The sequence below is a fragment of the Hyphomicrobiales bacterium genome (genome assembly GCA_016125495.1).
Lineage (GTDB): Bacteria > Pseudomonadota > Alphaproteobacteria > Rhizobiales > RI-29 > RI-29.
Genome location: WGLQ01000020.1, coordinates 34,685 through 51,431, shown reverse-complemented (window position 1 = coordinate 51,431; position 16,747 = coordinate 34,685). Strand labels below are relative to the sequence as shown.

Here is a 16,747-nt window from a genome sequence, read left to right as displayed (position 1 = left end):
CGGACGCCCGTTCCGCCACGAAAGAGAGGTCGGATCGCACCGACCCGCCAAGCGCAGTGATGATCGGTCAGCAAGGTGCAGTGGAGGAAATAAATGAGAGATCAACAGTTCCTGCGGGAGGCCGTCTACCAGGCGGCCCACGACTTCAAGTCCGGCCGGCTCGACCGGCGAAGCTTCCTCGTGCTCTGCGGCATGGCCGGCGTCGCCGGAATGTCGGTCGCGTCCGGTGACGCTCATGCGGCCGCCAACGAGATCGTCCTGTGGAATTGGGGCGGCACCTCGGAGGTCTGCCACGGCAAGGCGATCGGTGAGCCGTTCACGGCCGCGACCGGTATGCCCCTGCGCTTCGACACCTCGGGCCCGCTGCAGGGCAAGATCAAGGAGATGGTCGATTCCGGCAACGTGACCGCCGACGTCTGCGACGCCGATGCCTTCGATGCCATCGCTCTAGGCCGCTCCGGCCATCTCGAGGCGATCGACTATTCCGTCGTCGACAAGTCGAAGGTGATCGACGGGTTCGCCTGGGACCACGGCGTTTCCATCATCTTCTACGGCTACGCCTTCATGTACGACACGCAGGCCTATGGCTCCAACCCGCCGAACTCCTGGGCGGACTTCTTCGACACCGCCAAGTTCCCCGGCAAGCGCTCTCTCTACAAGTGGGCGAACGGCGCGATCGAGGGCGCGCTCCTTGCCGACGGTGTCGCCAAGGCGAACCTCTATCCATGCGACGTGCCGCGGGCGATCGCCAAGATCAAGTCGATCAAGGACGACAGCATCTATTGGGGCTCCGGCTCCGAGGCCCACTCGATGATCGTCAATGGCGAGGTGTCGATGGGCATGATCTGGCAGAACCGCGGAAAGAATCTCGAGGCCGACACCAACGGGCGCTACAAGCTCGTCATGAACGAGGCCCTCGCGATGCCGGGAGCCTATCTCGTGCCGCGTGGCAACCCGGCCGGACGGGAAAACGTGATGAAATTCATCCGCACGGCGCAGGACATCGGGCCGCAGCTGACGCTGCTCGACTGCCTCGGCATGACGCCGACCAACCCCGAGGCCTTCGCGCAGATTCCCGCCGAACAGCAGGACTACGCGATCACCTCCGCCAAGAACATCGCCAATGTGGTCTTCAACGATCCCGTCTGGTGGGCCGACCACGGCGGTGATGCCGTCAACGCCTATCTGGAAGCGATCAGCTGAGAACAGTGCGACCCGCGCGGCGAGCCCATGTCGCCGCGCGGGTGAACCTGGCCTCGCCGGCCTGCCAACGAAGCCCCGTCACCCACCGAGCCGATGCCCGTGGTCCTGCGCAGTGCGAACACCTACTGGCTATTGGTGCTGCCATTCCTGGCCGCGGTCGCGTTTCTGTATCTCGCGCCGATCGCCAACATCCTCTGGCTGAGTTTCACGGACCCACAGCCCGGCCTCGGGAACTATGCAAAGCTCGCGACCAGCGACTCGCTCGCCCGCATCGTCTGGACCACGCTGCGCATTTGCCTCCTGACGACCGTCATCAGCGTTTTCCTCGGCTATGCACTCGCCTACGCCATCGTTCACGCCCTCGCGCGCGAGCAACGCTGGATGCTGACACTGGTGCTGATTTCCTTCTGGATTTCGGTTCTCGTGCGCACCTTTTCGTGGCTCATGCTGCTCGGTCACAACGGTGTCGTCAACAATGCGCTTCAGGCGACAGGCCTGACCGATGCCCCGATCGCCTTCATGCGGAATGAACTCGGCGTTCTGATCGGCATGGTGCAATACATGATCCCCTATGCGGTGCTGCCATTGCTGACCAACATGCAGGGCCTCGACCGCCGGGTTCTCGATGCCTCCCGCAGTCTCGGCGCGAGCAACCGTCAGACGTTCCTGCGCATTTTCCTGCCTCTGTCCATGCCGGGAATCTTCGCGGCCTCGTTACTCGTCTTCATCATCAGTCTCGGGTTCTATGTGACGCCGGCCATTCTGGGCGGTGGCAAGGTCCTCATGGTCGCCGAGTACATTTCCGTCCAGATCCTGGTGACCTTGCGCTGGGGCACGGCGGCGATGCTCGCGACATTGATGCTGGCGGGAGTGCTCGTCCTGCTCGCCCTCATGAACCGTTTCATGAAGCTCGGCGCGTTGTTCGGCGGGGGCGGGCGATGAGGCGCGGCCTTGCGGAAAGGGTCAATCGGCTCGCGGCGTGGCTCATCCTGCTGTTCCTCGTCGCGCCCGCACTCGTTGCCATTCCTGTTTCACTGACGCCGAAGGCGTTCCTCTCGATGCCGCAGGGCGAGTATTCCCTGCGCCATTTCATTCACCTCTTCACCAGCCCGGCCTGGCTGTCGAGCTTCTGGCAGAGTGCGGTGATCGCCACTTGTGCCACTATCCTCGCAACGCTCGTCGGCACGCTCGCGGCCATCGGGCTCTGGCGCATATCGAGCCGCGCGAGCGAAGTGGTCCGGGCCTTCCTCCTCCTGCCGCTCATCATTCCGCCGATCATCTCGGCGATGGCGTTTTACCGGCTGTGGATACCGTTGAAGTTGCTGGACAGCTATGCCGGGTTGATCCTGGCCCATACGATCCTCGCCGCGCCGATGGTGTTGATTACCGTCTCCGCCTCGCTCGCCAATTTCGATCCGAGGCTCGAGCAGGCTTCGCGCAACCTCGGCGCCTCCATGCCCACGACGCTCTGGCGCGTCATTCTTCCCTCGATCCGGCCCGGCATTTACGGCGGCGCGATCTTTGCCTTCATCCTCTCTTGGGACGAGGTCGTGGTCGCGCTGTTCATCTCGAAATTCTCCGTCTACACGCTCCCGCGGCGCATGTGGAACGGCATCCGGGAGAACACCGACCCGACCGTCGCCGCCGCTGCCGTGGTGCTGATCGCGGCAACACTGGTGGCCTATTTCATCTACGACATCGCGCAGCGAAGGCGCGCGGCGGGCCGCATTGACGAACGGAGCAACGACCAGTGACGATGTCCCACGAGAACGAACTCCTGCTCGGCACCATCCAAGCCTTCATGAACGCCGAGCTCATTCCACACGAGGACGAGGTCGACCGCCTCGGCTACGTGCCCGAGGAACTCGGCCGCCAGATCGAGCAGCGCTCCAAGGCGCTCGGCCTCTTTGCCGCGAACCTGCCCGAGGAGGTCGGAGGTGGCGGCCTCGGCAAGACCGCTCTTGCGATGATGGAGCGCGAGTACGGCAAGACGAGCCACGCGCTGCACTCCTGGATCGCGCGGCCGACGGAAATTCTCCTCGCCTGCCGCGACGATCAGGTGGCGCGCTATCTGCTGCCGTGCGTCAGCGGGGAAAAACGCGAGTTGTTCGCGCTGACCGAGCCGGAAGCCGGCTCCGACGTGATGGGTATGCGCTCGAATGCCAGGCGCGACGGGAGCGACTGGATCCTCGAGGGCTCGAAGCATTTCATTTCCGGCCCCTGCATGCCGGACTTTGCCATCGTTTTTGCCGCGACCGGGACCGACGAGACCCCGCGCGGCAGCCGCAGGCGGATCACGGCCTTCCTGGTCGACGTCGGGGAGCCCGGGTTTTCGATCCGTGAAGGTACGCGCTGCGTCAGCTATCGAGGCTACAAGACCTTCCAGCTCGCATTCGACAATGTTCGGCTCGGGCCCGGACAGATCCTCGGAGAGGAGGGACAAGGTCTCGAACTTGCCGGCAAGTGGCTCGGCATGGGGCGGATCTGGGTCGGTGCGAGCTGTTGCGGCAAGGCCGAGCGCCTGACGCAGATGGCCACGGAGTGGGCAGCCAGCCGGCGTCAGTTCGGTCAGCCGATCGGGCGCTTCCAGGGTGTCGGTTTCAAGCTCGCGGACATGGCCATCGGGTTGCGCACCGGCGATCTCCTCGTCGCGGACGCCGTGCGTCGCGCCGAAGCGGGTATCATGACGGATGCCGATGCCGCGATGGTCAAGGTCTATTGCTCGGAGATGTTGAACCGGGTGGCCGACGACACGGTGCAGATCTTCGGCGGAATGGGTCTCATGGAGGAAATTCCGGTGCAGCGTCTCTGGCGCGATTCCCGCCTCGAGCGGATTTGGGACGGGACGTCCGAGATTCAGCGACACATCATCTCGCGCGCGGCATTGCGCCCCCTCGGCGCATGAGCCGGTCGATGACCGTCGAGCATGCCGTTTGCGAGCCCGGATGCTTGCCTGCGGTGACCGCCGCCGGCCCGTCTGACCATGCGTTCGCGAACACCTCCATGACCATCCGTCGCCGGACGAACCTCGAGCGGCTTCTCGCGCCCCGGCACATCGCCTTCATCGGCGGACGCGATGCGGCTGTCGCCATCGGCGAGGCCCGCCGCATCGGCTTCGGGGGGGCCCTCTGGCCGGTCAATCCCAAGCGCGAGCAGCTCGCGGGGATCGAATGTTTCCCCTCCATCGATGCCCTGCCTGAGGCTCCGGATGCCGTGTTTCTCGCCGTCCCGGTGCCGCAGGCGATCGATACCGTGGCGGCTCTCTCGCGTCGAGGCACGGGAGGGATCGTTTGCTACACGGCCGGTTTCGGAGAGGCGGGTAGCGAGGGCATCGCCGCCGAGCGTGCGCTGGTCGAAGCGGCGGGCGACATGGCCCTCATTGGTCCGAACTGCTATGGGGTCATAAACTACCTGACGCGAACCGCGCTCTGGCCGTTCGCACACGGCGGCGAGACACCCGGCCACGGCGCCGCGATCATCACCCAGAGCGGCATGCTCTCCTCGGACCTGACGATGAGCCAGCGCTCGGCGCCGCTCACCCACATGATTTCCATCGGCAACCAGGCGGTCGTCACCATCGAGGATTTGCTCGAGGTTCTGTGTGAGAAGGAGGAGGTGTGTGCGGTCGGCCTGCACATCGAGGGCCTGCGCGACGTGCGTCGGTTCGCCGAAATCGCCGTCAGGGCCGCCGCGCTCGGCAAGCCCATCGTCGCACTGAAAACCGGTTCCTCCGCGATCGGCGGGGCGCTGACGTCCAGCCACACTGGCTCGCTTTCGGGAGAGGACGATCTCTACGATGCGTTGTTCCAGCGCTGTGGCGTGATCCGTGTCCGCGAGCCCGATGATCTGCTCGAGACCCTGAAGTTGCTCTGCGTCGCGGGGGCGCCGCGCGGGCCGCGGATCGCCGGCTTCACCTGTTCGGGTGGCGGGGCGACCATGCTCGCCGATCTCGGTGACGATCATGGTCTCGCCTATCCGGAGCACGCCCCGGCAATACGCGAGAGGCTCGCCGCACTTCTCCCTCCGATCGCGACGGTCTCCAATCCGCTCGATTATACGACACCGATCTGGGGGCAGCCGGAGCGCACCGGCCCCGTCTTCAGGGCGGCGCTGGAGGGGGGCTGCGATGTCGCGCTCCTGGTCCAGGATTATCCCGCCGCGGGATTGGACGAATCGCGCTCCTTCTACCTTGCCGATGGCGACGCGTTCGCCGATGCTGTTCGGGCGGCTGGCGTTCCGGGAATCATCTGCAGCACACTGCCGGAAAACATCGATCCGGCGACGCGCCGCCATTTCCGTGCGCGCGGCATCGCGCCGATGCAGGGGATCGGAGCGGCCTTGCGGGCGATCGCGGCGGCCGTTCGCTGGCGCGCGGCGCGCGCGCGCCTCTGCGAGCAACGGCCGGCGCCGCTCCTTGCCTCCTCGCCCTGCTCGGGGCTCGTTGCGATCGACGAGGCTGACGCCAAGGCGATGCTGGCAGAGGCGGACGTCTGCGTTCCACGGGGCGTGGTTTCGAGCGGTGAACAGGCCAGCGCCGCCGCCGGCACCCTCGGCTTTCCGGTTGCCTTGAAGATGCTCGGCGCCGATATCCTCCACAAGACAGAACTCGGAGCCGTGGCTCTGGGGCTGCGGACCGGCGAAGCCGTTTCGGCGGCGGTCGATGCGATGAAGGCGAGCGTCCGCGAGCGCCGTCCGGCCAGCCTGACGGACCGGTTCCTGGTGGAGCGCATGGAGCCCGAGCCGCTCGCCGAACTGATCGTCAGCGTTCGCTCGGACGCCGCGTTCGGCCAGGCGATGACGATCGGAAGCGGCGGCGTTCTGGTCGAGTTGATCGGCGACAGCGTGACGCTGCTGCTGCCGTCCTCGCCGACCGACATAGCGGATGCGATTGCCGGACTCCGAGCGTCGCGGCTGCTCGGCGGCTTTCGTGGCCGCCCGACCGCTGACCTGATGGCGATCGCCCGAGAGATCGCCGGCATCGCGCAATTCGCTCGCCAGAATGCCGAACGCCTCGCCGAGATCGAAATCAATCCGCTGTTCGTCCACGCCGATCGCGTCTGTGCGGTGGACGCGCTCATCCATTTGCGTGCCTGACCGTGGCTTGTCCGGAGCGAACAGCCAACCCGGACCTCGCCGTCGGCGACGGCAACAAGCAGCGCTGGAACCAGCCGGCACATCGCCGCCACGGCTTTCACAACGCGCACCGCCTGTTCCGCCAGTCGATCCAGATGCGGGCGGCCAGCGTGCTCCAGTTGCGCAAGACAACGGACGGGGCGATCGCCAGCCATCCCGAGGTGCGCCGCCTCGAGGAACTGCCAACCCTTTCGGCCCTCGTCGTGGCGCGGCACGACGCGATCCTCCACGAGTGCTATGCCCCCGATTTTGCTCCTGACCAGCCCCACTCGATCCAGTCGATCACCAAGATGCACGCCAACCTGCTTCTCGGGGAACTCATCGCCGAGGGTGTGATCGATCCCCAACGGCCCGTGGGTGCCTATTTACCCGACGTCGCTAGCGGCTACCGGCGCGCGAGCGTCCAGATGCTGCTCGACATGGCCGTCGCGAACGACTTCACGGAGGATTATGAGGACCCCTTCTGCGACGCCTACGCCTACGAGGTGTCACTCGGCTGGCGGCTTCCGCCAGCGGGTCGGGATGAGCCGTCCCTTCGTACATACCTCGCGTCGATCACGGGCGCCGAGAGCGTCGTGCCGCGCCTCGAGGTCGCCTACAAGTCGGCCAATACGGATGTTCTCGCCTGGCTCGTCGACGAGGTCACCGGTGGCGGTCTGCGCGAGCGCCTGCGCCGCATCGTGGAAGCGGCCGGCTATGAGGGATGCTTTCATTTGAGCACCGACCGCGAGGGATTTCCGGCGCTCTCGGGTGGCGGCTGCCTGACGGCGCGCGATGTCGCCCGCTTCGGTCTTCTCTTTGCGCGCTCCGGCGACGGCCTAGGCGTTCCCTCGGTTGGAGATGCCGGTTTCATTTCCCGTGCGCGTACGCGGGCGGCGCCCGCCTTTGCTCCGCCGCGCCAGGGGCTGCGCTATTCCAGTCACCTCTTCACCGACGGCCGCTGGATCGGTCATGGAGGGTATGGTGGGCAATTTCTCCTCGTCGACATGGAGACCGGCACGGTCGCGCTCTTTCTCGGCGTGCTCGAGAACGAGGCGGGCTATGACATGGCCTACTCGGCATCATTGATCGATGCCCTCGCCGCCATCGCCCGCCTCTGATCAGCGCATCACGAACGGGTTGCCGAGCGGCTGGTCGGAAATATTGATCCACACCGTCTTTGGGCGCGTGTAGTCGTAGATCGCCTGCATGCCGCTTTCGCGCCCGTAGCCCGAATCCTTGCAGCCACCGAATTCGGCGATCGGCGAGACGACGCGGTACGTGTTCACCCAGACGATCCCGGCGCGCAGTCGCTTGCTGACGCGCAGGCTGCGCGCGCCATTGCCCGTGAATATTCCCGCCGCCAGGCCATGCCTGGTGTCGTTGGCCAGATCCACCACTTCGTCCTCGTCTCGGAACGTCAGCACGCTCAGCACGGGTCCGAACAGTTCCGTGTCGACGATTTTCATCTTCTGATCGGGGCAGGAGATGATGGTCGGCTCGTAGAACCAGCCACGGGGCATCGACTGCGGGCGCTTGCCGCCGTGCAGCAGGCTGCCGCCCTGCTCCTGCGCGAGGGCGACCTCCATTTCGATCCGCTCGATTTGCGCGGTCGTGGCGAGCGGACCCATCTGGGTCTCCTCGGCCAGCGGATCGCCGATCCGGATGTTGCGCGTGATGGCGATCATCCTCTCGAGGAATTCATCCGCGATCCGCTCGTGCAGATAGAGGCGCGAGCCTGCGACACAGCTCTGCCCGCTCGCCCCGAAAATGCCGGCGACCGAGCCGTTGACCGCGCTCTCGATATTGGCATCGTCGAACACGATGAACGGCGACTTGCCGCCGAGTTCGAGCGAGACCTCGGCGAAATTCTCCGCCGAGTTGTGCAGCACGTGCCGCGCCGCCCCCGGTCCGCCCGTGAAGCTGATGCGCGCGACCAGCGGATGCGAAGTGAGTGTGCGCCCGCACGGATCGCCGTGGCCGGTGACGATGTTGACGACCCCTGGCGGAAAGCCGGCCTGCTCGATCAACCGGCCGAATTCGAGCAGCGGCGCGGCAGCATGCTCGGATGTCTTGAGCACGACGGTGTTGCCGGCCGCGAGCGCCGGTCCGATCTTGACCGCGACCAGGAACATCTGGGAGTTCCATGGCACGATGGCCGCCACGACGCCGAGCGGCTCGCGCATCGTCATCGTCACCATGTCCGGTTTGTCGATCGGCAGCGTCTCGCCATGCACCTTGTCGGCGCAGCCGGCATAGAAGTTGAAGAACTCGGCGATGTACTTGGCCTGCCAGCGCGTCTCCTTCAGCATTTTGCCGGTATCGATGGTCTCGATGCGCCCGAGTGCTTCCGATTTCTCGGCGAGCAGATCCGCCAGCCGGCGCAGCATGCGGCCCCGCTCGCTCGCCAGCGTGCGGGACCACGGGCCTTGCGAGAAGGCGCGCCAGGCGGCCTTGACCGCGCGATCGACGTCCTCGGCCGTCGCCTCCGGAATGAGCGCCCAGGGCTCGCCCGTGGTGGGATTGACGCTCTCGAATGTGCGCCCGTCGCTCGCGCCCACCCATTCGCCGTCGATCAGCATCTGATATCGCTGGAGGTCGCTCATCGGCCTGGTCCTTGGCTTGGCGTGCTCGCCGGGGTGATCGGATGATGGACAGCTTACCCATGAGCCCTGGGGACGCAGTCGAAACTTTTCGCCAACGTGTGACTATTTTGGAACAATCGGAGCGCCTGTCCGTCGGCTAGGCTGCGACCGATTATAGCGGGTTGTAAGAATGAGTGATCCAGCCACCGGCCACCAACACGACGATGCCCGATCGGGCGCGCGCACCGCGAACGCAAAGCGCGTGATCGGTGATCCGATCGTCATCGGCGGGCGCACCCTCTCGCTGTCGCGCGCCGTTCGCGCTGGCGATTTCGTCTTCCTGACCGGTCAGATCCCCATGAAGGACGGCGCCGTCATGACGACCGGCAGCATCGAGGAGCAGACGCGCGTCGTGCTGGACGAGATCGGCCGAACTTTGGCGCTCGCCGGCTGCACTTACCGCGACGTCGTCAAGGCCATGGTATGGCTTCGCGAGCGCGGCGACTTTCCCGGCTTCGACAGGATCTATGGGGAGTATTTCCCGAGCGAGCCCCCGGCCCGCTCGGCCGTTGTCGGCGAACTCCTCGTCGACGTCCGCGTGGAGGTCGAGGTCGTCGCCTATAAACCTCTCGGCGGCTGAGCATCGGCGGGCAGCACATGGCGATGAACGCGAGGTCTGGCAGGGCACGGGACGGCACCGCCTACCAATTGACAGGGGGCAGCGGCCCCGTGGTTGCATTGGTGCACGGCCTCGGCCTCAACCGTGGCATGTGGCGCGAGCAGGTGCCATGCCTGGCCGCCAGGTTCCGCGTTCTGACCTACGATCTCGCCGGGCATGGCGAGAGTCCGCCGTCAGGCGCCCGCCCGTCGCTCGCGGTTTTTTCCTCGCAGTTGTCCGGTCTCCTCGATGATATCGGCATTGCCCGTGCCGCGGTCGCGGGCTTCTCCCTCGGCGGCATGATCGCACGCCGCTTCGCCATGGACCATTCCGAACGTCTCTGGGCCCTGGCCATCCTCCATTCCGCGCACCGCCGCGACCCGGCGGCCCACGCGGCGATCGCGGCGCGCGTCGAGCAGGCCCGCGCCCGGGGACCGTCCGCGACGGTCGAGGCAGCGCTCACGAGGTGGTTCGGGGACGATTTCCGGCGCGACCACGGCGATACGATGGACCTGGTGCGCCGCTGGATACTCGAGAACGACCCGGAAATTTATCCTCTCAACTACCAGGTCCTGGTCGAGGGAGTCGACGAACTCGTCGCCCCCCAGCCCCCCATCTCTTGCCCGACACTGGTGATGACGGGAAGCGAGGATCATGGCAATTCGCCGGCCATGTCGGTGGCGATCGCGGGTGAGATCGCGGGAGCGCGGACAGTGATCCTCGACGGCCTGCGGCACATGGCGATGATGGAGGCGCCGGCGCGCTTCAACGCGGAGTTGCTGGCCTTCCTCGATGACGTTCGGCCGGGGGCAGAGGGATGACCGGAAGGGATGGCGCTGCGCCGCAGCGGACGGGAGGCATTCTCGCGGGCGTGCGCGTGCTCGATCTGACGCGGATGCTGTCCGGTCCCTACTGCACGATGATGCTCTGCGACCATGGCGCCGAGGTCGTCAAGATCGAGGGCGCCGAGGGCGACACGAGCCGCACCAACGGTCCCTATAGGGACGATGATCCTGCACGTGAGTGGGCCGGATACTTCATCTCCCTCAATCGCGGAAAGAAGAGCGTGCGGCTCGACCTCAAGTCGCCCGAGGGACGTGACGCGCTGGTTGCCCTCGTACGCGACGCCGACGTCCTGGTGGAAAATTTTCGTCCGGGCGTGATGGAGCGGCTGGGGCTCTCCTACGAAGCCCTCGCGCGCGTCAACCCCCGCCTCGTCTATGCCGCGATCCGTGGCTTTGGCGATCCGCGCAGCGGCAAGAGCCCATACAACGATTGGCCGTCCTACGATGTCGTCGCCCAGGCGATGGGCGGCCTCATGTCGATCACCGGACCGGATGCCGCCTCGCCGCTGAAGTCCGGCCCCGGCGTCGGCGACGTCTTTTCGGGCATGATGATGTCGTTCGCCATCGTCGCGGCGATCCGTCATGCCGAATTGACCGGTGAGGGCCAGTTCATCGACCTCGCCATGTACGATGCCGTTCTCAGCCTCTGCGAGCGCATCGTCTACCAGCAGGACATCGAGGGGCTGACGCCGGTGCCCGTCGGCAATGGGCATCCGCTGCTGGCGCCATTCGGGCTTTTTCCCGCGAGCGACGGCTGGGTTTCGATCGGTGTGGTGGACGACGAATTCTGGCGCCGCCTGACGAAGGCCATGTCGCGTCCGGATCTGGCGGCCGACGAGGGCCTCGCCGACAAGACCGGGCGGCGCGAGAACGCCGAACGCGTCAACGCGGCGGTTGCCGAATGGACCGGGCGGCACACCAAGGCGGAACTGACTGCGATCCTCGGCGGGCTGCTGCCCTACGGCCCTGTCAACGACGCCGCCGACATCCTTGCCGATCCGCACGTTGCCGCCCGCGCCATGATCGCGGAACTTGCGCATCCGGAACCGGGCGCGCGGCCCTGGCGTGTCGCCGCCAACCCCGTGCACTTCCAGAAGACGCCGGCACCGCCTCCCGCCGGCCCGCCGCGCCTGGGGGCCGACAACGATTATTATCTTTCCGCGTCAACCGAGCCCGCAGAGGCACCGCACGGCGCCCTCGATCAGCGCGCCTTGCGCGATGTGCTCGGACAGTTCATGACAGGGGTGACCGTGATCACCGCCCTCGAGGCGGATGGAACCCCGCGTGGGTTCACGGCGAACTCCTTCACCTCGGTTTCGCTCGATCCGCCCCTCGTCCTCGTTTGCGTGGCCGGCAATGCTGCCAGCCGCCACGTCTTCTGCTCGGCGCGGAACTTCGCGATAAACATCCTTGCCGACGACCAGAAGGACATCTCCGGCCTTTTTGCCACCAAGCGCCCCGACAAGTTCGAGATCGCCCCCTGGCGCGCCGGAAGCAGCGGTGTTCCCCTTCTCGAGGGAGCACTCGCCTTTCTCGAGTGCAGCCGGCATTCCCGCATGGAAGCGGGCGACCACGTCATTCTGATCGGCCGGGTGACCGCCATCGGGAGAAGCGATGGCCGACCGCTCGGCTATTATCGGGGACGATATTTCACGCTCGGCGTGGAGGAGCCGCTCGTCGACGCCGTCGCGCGGCGCAGCGGCACCGTGGTCGGTGCGATCTACGAAAGGGAAGGCGCGATCCTGCTCGAGACGTCCGGTGAGCACGGTGCGGTCACCGTCCCGAGTGTCGGCCGCGACGGTGGGCAATCCCGGCTGGATGACCTTGCGCGGTGCTATGGGCAGCCGGGCTTCGAGACGGCGATCGACTTCGTCTATGCGGTCTACGAGGACAAGCCCACCGGTTCGTTCGCCATCTACTACCGTGGTCGCGCCTCAGGGGAGCCGCCCGCCGGCACGCGGTTCTTCGCGCTCGACGACATCCCATTCGATCGCATCCACGACCCGGCCATGCGCTCGATGCTGCAGCGCTACTGCGACGAGGCCCGCCAGGGCGAGTTCGCGGTCTACATGGGTGATGAGACCGAGGGCATCGTCAAGCCGACGGGGCCCGACCACAAGCGGAGAGTGATATGACGCCGAACCTGCGAAAGCTCGTCGTGTACGACGAGGAAATCCATATGGAGGGTGAGCGGGCCGCGAGCCCTCCGCTCCGCCTCATCGCGGTCGCGGCCGTGTTGCGCAATCCCTGGGCGGGGAGAGGTTATGTCGAGGATCTGCGCCCCGAGATCCGGGCGATCGCACCCGGGATGGGCAAGCTGCTGACGGATCGGATCGTCTCTCTCGCCGGCGGCAGTGACCGGATCGAGGCCTATGGCAAGGCCTGCATGGCCGGCACGCACTGCGAACTCGAGCACGCCTCCGCCCTCATCCATACGCTCCAGTTCGGCAATTTCTACCGCCGCGCCGTCGGCGCCAAGAGCTATCTCGGCTTCACGAATTCACGAGGGCCGGCCAACACCCAGCTGCAAATCCCTCTCATGGACAAGAACGATACCGGCCGTCGTTCGCATTACCTCACCATCCAGATGTCGATCCACGATGCCCCCGGGCACGACGAACTGATCGTGGCACTCGGCGGAGCAACCGGAGGGCGTCCCCACCACCGCATCGGCGACCGTTACCAGGACCTCGCCGAGATCGGTGCCGATGTGGAGAACCCCGCCGGCGTCTGAGCCGTTGGGAATCTTGCGCGAACGCCGGTCGGGCATCGCCCATCGCCCGGCCGGCACACCCCCGCCGATACCATCTCGCGGGGCGTCGGGTCGCGAGAAAAAAAAAAGCCGCCGCCCACAAGCCCGCTACACTCCTCGTCACGTCTCCGTGTCGATCTCGGCAGTCGTCGCGTCATCCCACCCACACCCGACATATCGCGCCGGATCGACGCAATCGTCGTCCGATGCGCCCCGCATGCGCGCCCCTGCCCATGCGGTCGCCTGGAGCGAACGAGAGGCGTTCTGCGGGGTGTTGACGCAACTCGACTAACATTTTAGATTTTTCAAAAGAGAGCGTGATAGTGGTCAGGAGATGGCGATGGCACAGTGGTACTTCGACGAGGACGGCGATCTTTCGCTCCTCGAGGGGAGAACGGTCTGCATCTTCGGCTACGGCAATCAGGGCCGGGCCCAGGCGCTCAACATGCGCGACAGCGGGATCGAGGTCATCGTCGGCTCGCGCTCGGATGCCTCGGCCGAGCAATGCCGGGAGGACGGTTTTGCGGTGCATCCCCTGGCCGAGGCCGCCGCGCGCGCCGACGTCCTCTTTCTCCTCTTGCCCGACGAGGTGATGCCGGAGATTTATCGGGCTGAGATCGCACCGCACCTGAAGCCCGGGGTGGTTCTCGTTTTCGCCAGCGGTTACAATATCTTCTTCAAGCACATCACGCCACCCGCCGACGCCGACGTGGTGCTGGTCGCCCCACGCATGATCGGCAAGGGTGTGCGCGACACGTTCGTCTCCGGCGTCGGGTTCCCAAGCCTCATCGGCGTCGAGCAGGATGCCTCCGGAAAGGCGCTCGCCCGCACCATCGCCCTCTCGAAGGCGATCGGCTCGACGCGAATGGGCGTTGTCATGTCCAGTTTCCGGGAGGAGACGATCATAGACCTCTTCGCCGAGCAGTGGGGCTTCCTCTATGCGGTTCGGCGCGCCTACGAGGTGTTGACCGAGGCGGGTTGCGGTTCGGAGGCGGTCCTTCTCGAACTCTATGCCTCCGGTGAGGGCATAGAGACGGCGCGCGCCTACCGAGACATCGGCCTCTTCCATCAGATCACGCTGCACTCGCGCACGAGCCAATACGGCCAGGAGGTGACCGCACGCCTCGCGCCGGATGAGGACGAGGCGGAAAAGGACAAGCTCCGCAAGATCGTCCGCGAGATCGCGGACGGAACATTTGCCAGGGCCTGGGCGGCCGAGCAGGCGGGCGGAGCAAAGACGCTGGAGGCGGCGCACCGCGCGGCGCTCGCCCACCCGATGGTTGTGGAGGAACAGAAACTCTACAAGTTGCTCGGACGCGTCTGAGGCGCCCGGGCTTGTCGCCTATCCGAAAGCCGGACAGAGGTTCCGGCCGCGATAATGGGAGGAATTGAGCATGCCGAGCACGAGCCTGTCTGGCAGGGGGGCGCGAGCCGCCTTGACCTCCATCGCGACGGCTGGCGCGATCATCGCAGGGATCGCGACCGCGCCATTGGCGCAAGCCGACGACGTCGCCGCCATGAACTGGGACCAGTTGGTCGCCGCCGGCAAGGGCAAGACCGTGAACTGGTACATGTGGGGCGGGTCCGCCAAGATCAATGCCTACGTGTCGGACTGGGTGAACCCGCAGATGCAGCAGCGCTATGGCATCACCGTCAATCGCGTCGCCATCGACAGCACTGTCGACGCCGTCAACAAGGTGCTCGGCGAAAAGGAGGCGGGCGTCACGAGTGGTGGCTCGGTCGACATGATCTGGATCAACGGCCGCAACTTCCAGACCATGAAGCAGGCCGGCATGCTGACCTGCGGCTACATGGAGAAAATGCCGAACAACGCGAATATCAACTGGCAGGACCCCACCATCGCCTTCGACTTCGGCATTCCGGTCGATGGCTGCGAGACGCCGTGGGGCCGGGCGCAGATGGTGGTCGTCTACGACAAGGCCCGCACGCCGAACCCCCCGACCAGCCTCGAGGGTCTGCTCGCCTGGGCCAAGGCCAATCCGGGGCGGTTCACATATCCCGCGCTGCCCGATTTCACCGGCATGTTCTTCGTCAAGCACGTGCTCTATCACGAGGCTGGGGAGTATAAACCATTCATCGGTGGTTTCGACCAGACCGTGTTCGACGGTGTCGCGCCCAAGGTCTGGACGACGCTGCGCGAACTCGAGCCCTCCCTTTGGCGCAAGGGCGAGACCTACCCGACCGACCGCGCCGCCATGCACCAGCTCTTCGCCAACGGCGAGGTCGACTTCACGCTCGCAACGCATCCCGATTCGGTCGGCTCCGACATCGAGAGCGGCACGTTCCCGCCGACCACGGGCAGCTACGTGCTCGACGGCGGCACGGTGGGTGATGTGCACTACGTCGCCATCCCCTTCAACTCTGCCAACAAGGCTGCTGCGATCGTTCTCGCCAATTTCCTCATCTCGCCCGAGGCGCAATACGAGAAATCGCGCCCGGAGGTCTGGGGTGTGCGGACCGCTCTCGACCTGACGCGTGTGCCGGCGGAATGGGCAACGAAATTCGCGAACTTGCCGCGTCATCCTGCCGTGGTCGATGATGCCGCTCTGGCCCGTGGCGCCCTGCCGCAGCCGAATTCGGAATGGATCAAGCCCCTCGAGGACGGCTGGCGCGAGGAAGTTCTCAAGAAGTGACGAGATTTGCGGCGGCGCGTCCATGATGACCCGGCGTGCCGCCGCTCCGCCCTTTCGCAGCCCATGGGAAACGCATGACAGGTCAGGAAAAGAAGGCGTTCATCCTCCTCCTGCCCGTCATGCTGGTGATCGGGACCCTCTTCGTTGGCGGGCTCCTGCTCGGACTCCTTCGCAGTTTCAACTACATGCCGGTCATCGGCCTCGACGACCCGAGCCTCGATGCCTACGCCCGGGTCTTTGCAAACGACGAGTTCTGGACCGCGCTGGCGCTTTCCCTCTACATCTCGGTCGTCTCGACCGCGATCGCGACGGTGCTCGCGGTGGCGAGCGCGCTGGTCCTGCGCGAGACGTTCAAGGGCAAGCGCATCGTCACATTCCTCTTTCAGCTGAACCTGACGATCCCCCACGTCGTCGGCGCCGTCGCCATCCTCCTCCTGCTGTCGCAAAGCGGATTTCTCGCCCGCCTCGGCTACTTCGGCGGGCTGATCGAGCGTCCGAGCGACTTTCCCGCGATGGTCTACGACGACTGGTATCTCGGGGTCATCGTCCAGTACGTCTGGAAGGAAACTCCATTCATCGGCCTCATCACGCTCGCGATCCTGCAATCGGTCGGGGCCGACTACGAGGCGGTTGCGCAATCGCTCGGCGCCAACCGGTGGCGGCGGCTGACGCAGGTCGTTCTGCCGCTCATCGCGCCCGGTGTGATGCGCGCCCAGATCGTCGCATTCGCCTTCACTTTCGGCGCCTTCGAGGTGCCCTACCTGCTCGGCAAGACGTTTCCGACCGTGCTGCCCGTCCTCGCCTATCAGCGCTATACGGACGTCGATCTCGGCCTGCGACCGGAAGCGATGGCGATGGGCATCGTGATCGCGGCCGTCAGTACGGTTCTCATCCTCGGCTACATGGCGCTCTCGCGTCGCCTGGGCAGGACCTGAGCG

General features: G+C 65.7%; 14 protein-coding genes. 13 read left to right on the top strand and 1 reads right to left on the bottom strand.

Annotated elements, in window-relative coordinates:
* The first annotated feature begins 93 nt into the window (after window positions 1-93).
* The 6 genes from GC150_14415 (at window position 94) to GC150_14390 (ending at window position 7,436) form a co-directional block, all read left to right on the top strand.
* Entirely contained in the window at window positions 94-1,203 is a 1,110-nt protein-coding gene (locus tag GC150_14415; protein MBI1386096.1) for an extracellular solute-binding protein, read from the top strand.
* A 93-nt stretch (window positions 1,204-1,296) separates the two neighbouring features.
* A complete protein-coding gene (locus GC150_14410; GenBank protein ID MBI1386095.1) occupies window positions 1,297-2,145 on the top strand; it encodes an ABC transporter permease subunit in 849 nt (282 codons plus the stop codon).
* The gene (locus GC150_14405) at window positions 2,142-2,957 is read left to right on the top strand and encodes an ABC transporter permease subunit (protein MBI1386094.1); all 816 of its coding nucleotides are present in this window, start codon (window positions 2,142-2,144) and stop codon (window positions 2,955-2,957) included. The genes GC150_14410 and GC150_14405 overlap by 4 nt, the downstream gene beginning before the upstream one ends.
* A 2-nt stretch (window positions 2,958-2,959) precedes the next feature.
* Window positions 2,960-4,108 (top strand): acyl-CoA dehydrogenase, encoded by a 1,149-nt coding sequence (locus GC150_14400; protein MBI1386093.1) that lies wholly within the window; start codon window positions 2,960-2,962, stop codon window positions 4,106-4,108.
* 98 nt (window positions 4,109-4,206) lie between these two features.
* Window positions 4,207-6,297, top strand: coding sequence for a CoA-binding protein (locus tag GC150_14395; GenBank protein ID MBI1386092.1), 2,091 nt, complete (start codon window positions 4,207-4,209; stop codon window positions 6,295-6,297).
* A 2-nt stretch (window positions 6,298-6,299) separates the two neighbouring features.
* Window positions 6,300-7,436, top strand: coding sequence for a serine hydrolase (locus GC150_14390; protein MBI1386091.1), 1,137 nt, complete (start codon window positions 6,300-6,302; stop codon window positions 7,434-7,436).
* Here GC150_14390 and GC150_14385 read toward each other — a convergent pair whose 3' ends face one another.
* Entirely contained in the window at window positions 7,437-8,921 is a 1,485-nt protein-coding gene (locus GC150_14385; GenBank protein MBI1386090.1) for an aldehyde dehydrogenase family protein, read from the bottom strand. It lies immediately after the preceding gene.
* Window positions 8,922-9,090: 169 nt separating this feature from the next.
* Here GC150_14385 and GC150_14380 point away from each other — a divergent pair, with 169 nt between their 5' ends.
* The 7 genes from GC150_14380 (at window position 9,091) to GC150_14350 (ending at window position 16,744) form a co-directional block, all read left to right on the top strand.
* Complete coding sequence (locus GC150_14380) at window positions 9,091-9,540, top strand: RidA family protein (protein MBI1386089.1); 450 nt, start codon at window positions 9,091-9,093, stop codon at window positions 9,538-9,540.
* A gap of 17 nt (window positions 9,541-9,557) precedes the next feature.
* The gene (locus tag GC150_14375; GenBank protein ID MBI1386088.1) at window positions 9,558-10,379 is read left to right on the top strand and encodes an alpha/beta fold hydrolase; all 822 of its coding nucleotides are present in this window, start codon (window positions 9,558-9,560) and stop codon (window positions 10,377-10,379) included.
* Window positions 10,376-12,538, top strand: coding sequence for a cag pathogenicity island protein Cag11 (locus GC150_14370; protein ID MBI1386087.1), 2,163 nt, complete (start codon window positions 10,376-10,378; stop codon window positions 12,536-12,538). The genes GC150_14375 and GC150_14370 overlap by 4 nt, the downstream gene beginning before the upstream one ends.
* On the top strand, window positions 12,535-13,137 hold the full coding sequence (locus GC150_14365; GenBank protein ID MBI1386086.1) for an amino acid synthesis family protein: 603 nt from the start codon (window positions 12,535-12,537) through the stop codon (window positions 13,135-13,137). The genes GC150_14370 and GC150_14365 overlap by 4 nt, the downstream gene beginning before the upstream one ends.
* 358 nt (window positions 13,138-13,495) lie before the next feature.
* Window positions 13,496-14,479 (top strand): ketol-acid reductoisomerase, encoded by a 984-nt coding sequence (gene ilvC / locus GC150_14360; protein MBI1386085.1) that lies wholly within the window; start codon window positions 13,496-13,498, stop codon window positions 14,477-14,479.
* A gap of 70 nt (window positions 14,480-14,549) precedes the next feature.
* The gene (locus tag GC150_14355) at window positions 14,550-15,809 is read left to right on the top strand and encodes an ABC transporter substrate-binding protein (protein ID MBI1386084.1); all 1,260 of its coding nucleotides are present in this window, start codon (window positions 14,550-14,552) and stop codon (window positions 15,807-15,809) included.
* Window positions 15,810-15,883: 74 nt separating this feature from the next.
* The gene (locus tag GC150_14350; GenBank protein MBI1386083.1) at window positions 15,884-16,744 is read left to right on the top strand and encodes an ABC transporter permease subunit; all 861 of its coding nucleotides are present in this window, start codon (window positions 15,884-15,886) and stop codon (window positions 16,742-16,744) included.
* Window positions 16,745-16,747: the final 3 nt, after the last annotated feature.

What these genes read in the sequence shown, in the direction of transcription:
- GC150_14405 (MBI1386094.1), top strand. Translation starts at nt 2,142, where the DNA reads ATGAGGCGCGGCCTTGCGGAAAGGGTCAATCGGCTCGCGGCGTGGCTC.
- GC150_14385 (MBI1386090.1), bottom strand. Translation starts at nt 8,921, where the DNA reads ATGAGCGACCTCCAGCGATATCAGATGCTGATCGACGGCGAATGGGTG.
- GC150_14350 (MBI1386083.1), top strand. Translation starts at nt 15,884, where the DNA reads ATGACAGGTCAGGAAAAGAAGGCGTTCATCCTCCTCCTGCCCGTCATG.
- GC150_14375 (MBI1386088.1), top strand. Translation starts at nt 9,558, where the DNA reads ATGGCGATGAACGCGAGGTCTGGCAGGGCACGGGACGGCACCGCCTAC.
- GC150_14365 (MBI1386086.1), top strand. Translation starts at nt 12,535, where the DNA reads ATGACGCCGAACCTGCGAAAGCTCGTCGTGTACGACGAGGAAATCCAT.
- GC150_14370 (MBI1386087.1), top strand. Translation starts at nt 10,376, where the DNA reads ATGACCGGAAGGGATGGCGCTGCGCCGCAGCGGACGGGAGGCATTCTC.
- GC150_14415 (MBI1386096.1), top strand. Translation starts at nt 94, where the DNA reads ATGAGAGATCAACAGTTCCTGCGGGAGGCCGTCTACCAGGCGGCCCAC.
- GC150_14400 (MBI1386093.1), top strand. Translation starts at nt 2,960, where the DNA reads ATGTCCCACGAGAACGAACTCCTGCTCGGCACCATCCAAGCCTTCATG.
- GC150_14410 (MBI1386095.1), top strand. Translation starts at nt 1,297, where the DNA reads ATGCCCGTGGTCCTGCGCAGTGCGAACACCTACTGGCTATTGGTGCTG.
- GC150_14380 (MBI1386089.1), top strand. Translation starts at nt 9,091, where the DNA reads ATGAGTGATCCAGCCACCGGCCACCAACACGACGATGCCCGATCGGGC.
- ilvC (MBI1386085.1), top strand. Translation starts at nt 13,496, where the DNA reads ATGGCACAGTGGTACTTCGACGAGGACGGCGATCTTTCGCTCCTCGAG.
- GC150_14355 (MBI1386084.1), top strand. Translation starts at nt 14,550, where the DNA reads ATGCCGAGCACGAGCCTGTCTGGCAGGGGGGCGCGAGCCGCCTTGACC.
- GC150_14395 (MBI1386092.1), top strand. Translation starts at nt 4,207, where the DNA reads ATGACCATCCGTCGCCGGACGAACCTCGAGCGGCTTCTCGCGCCCCGG.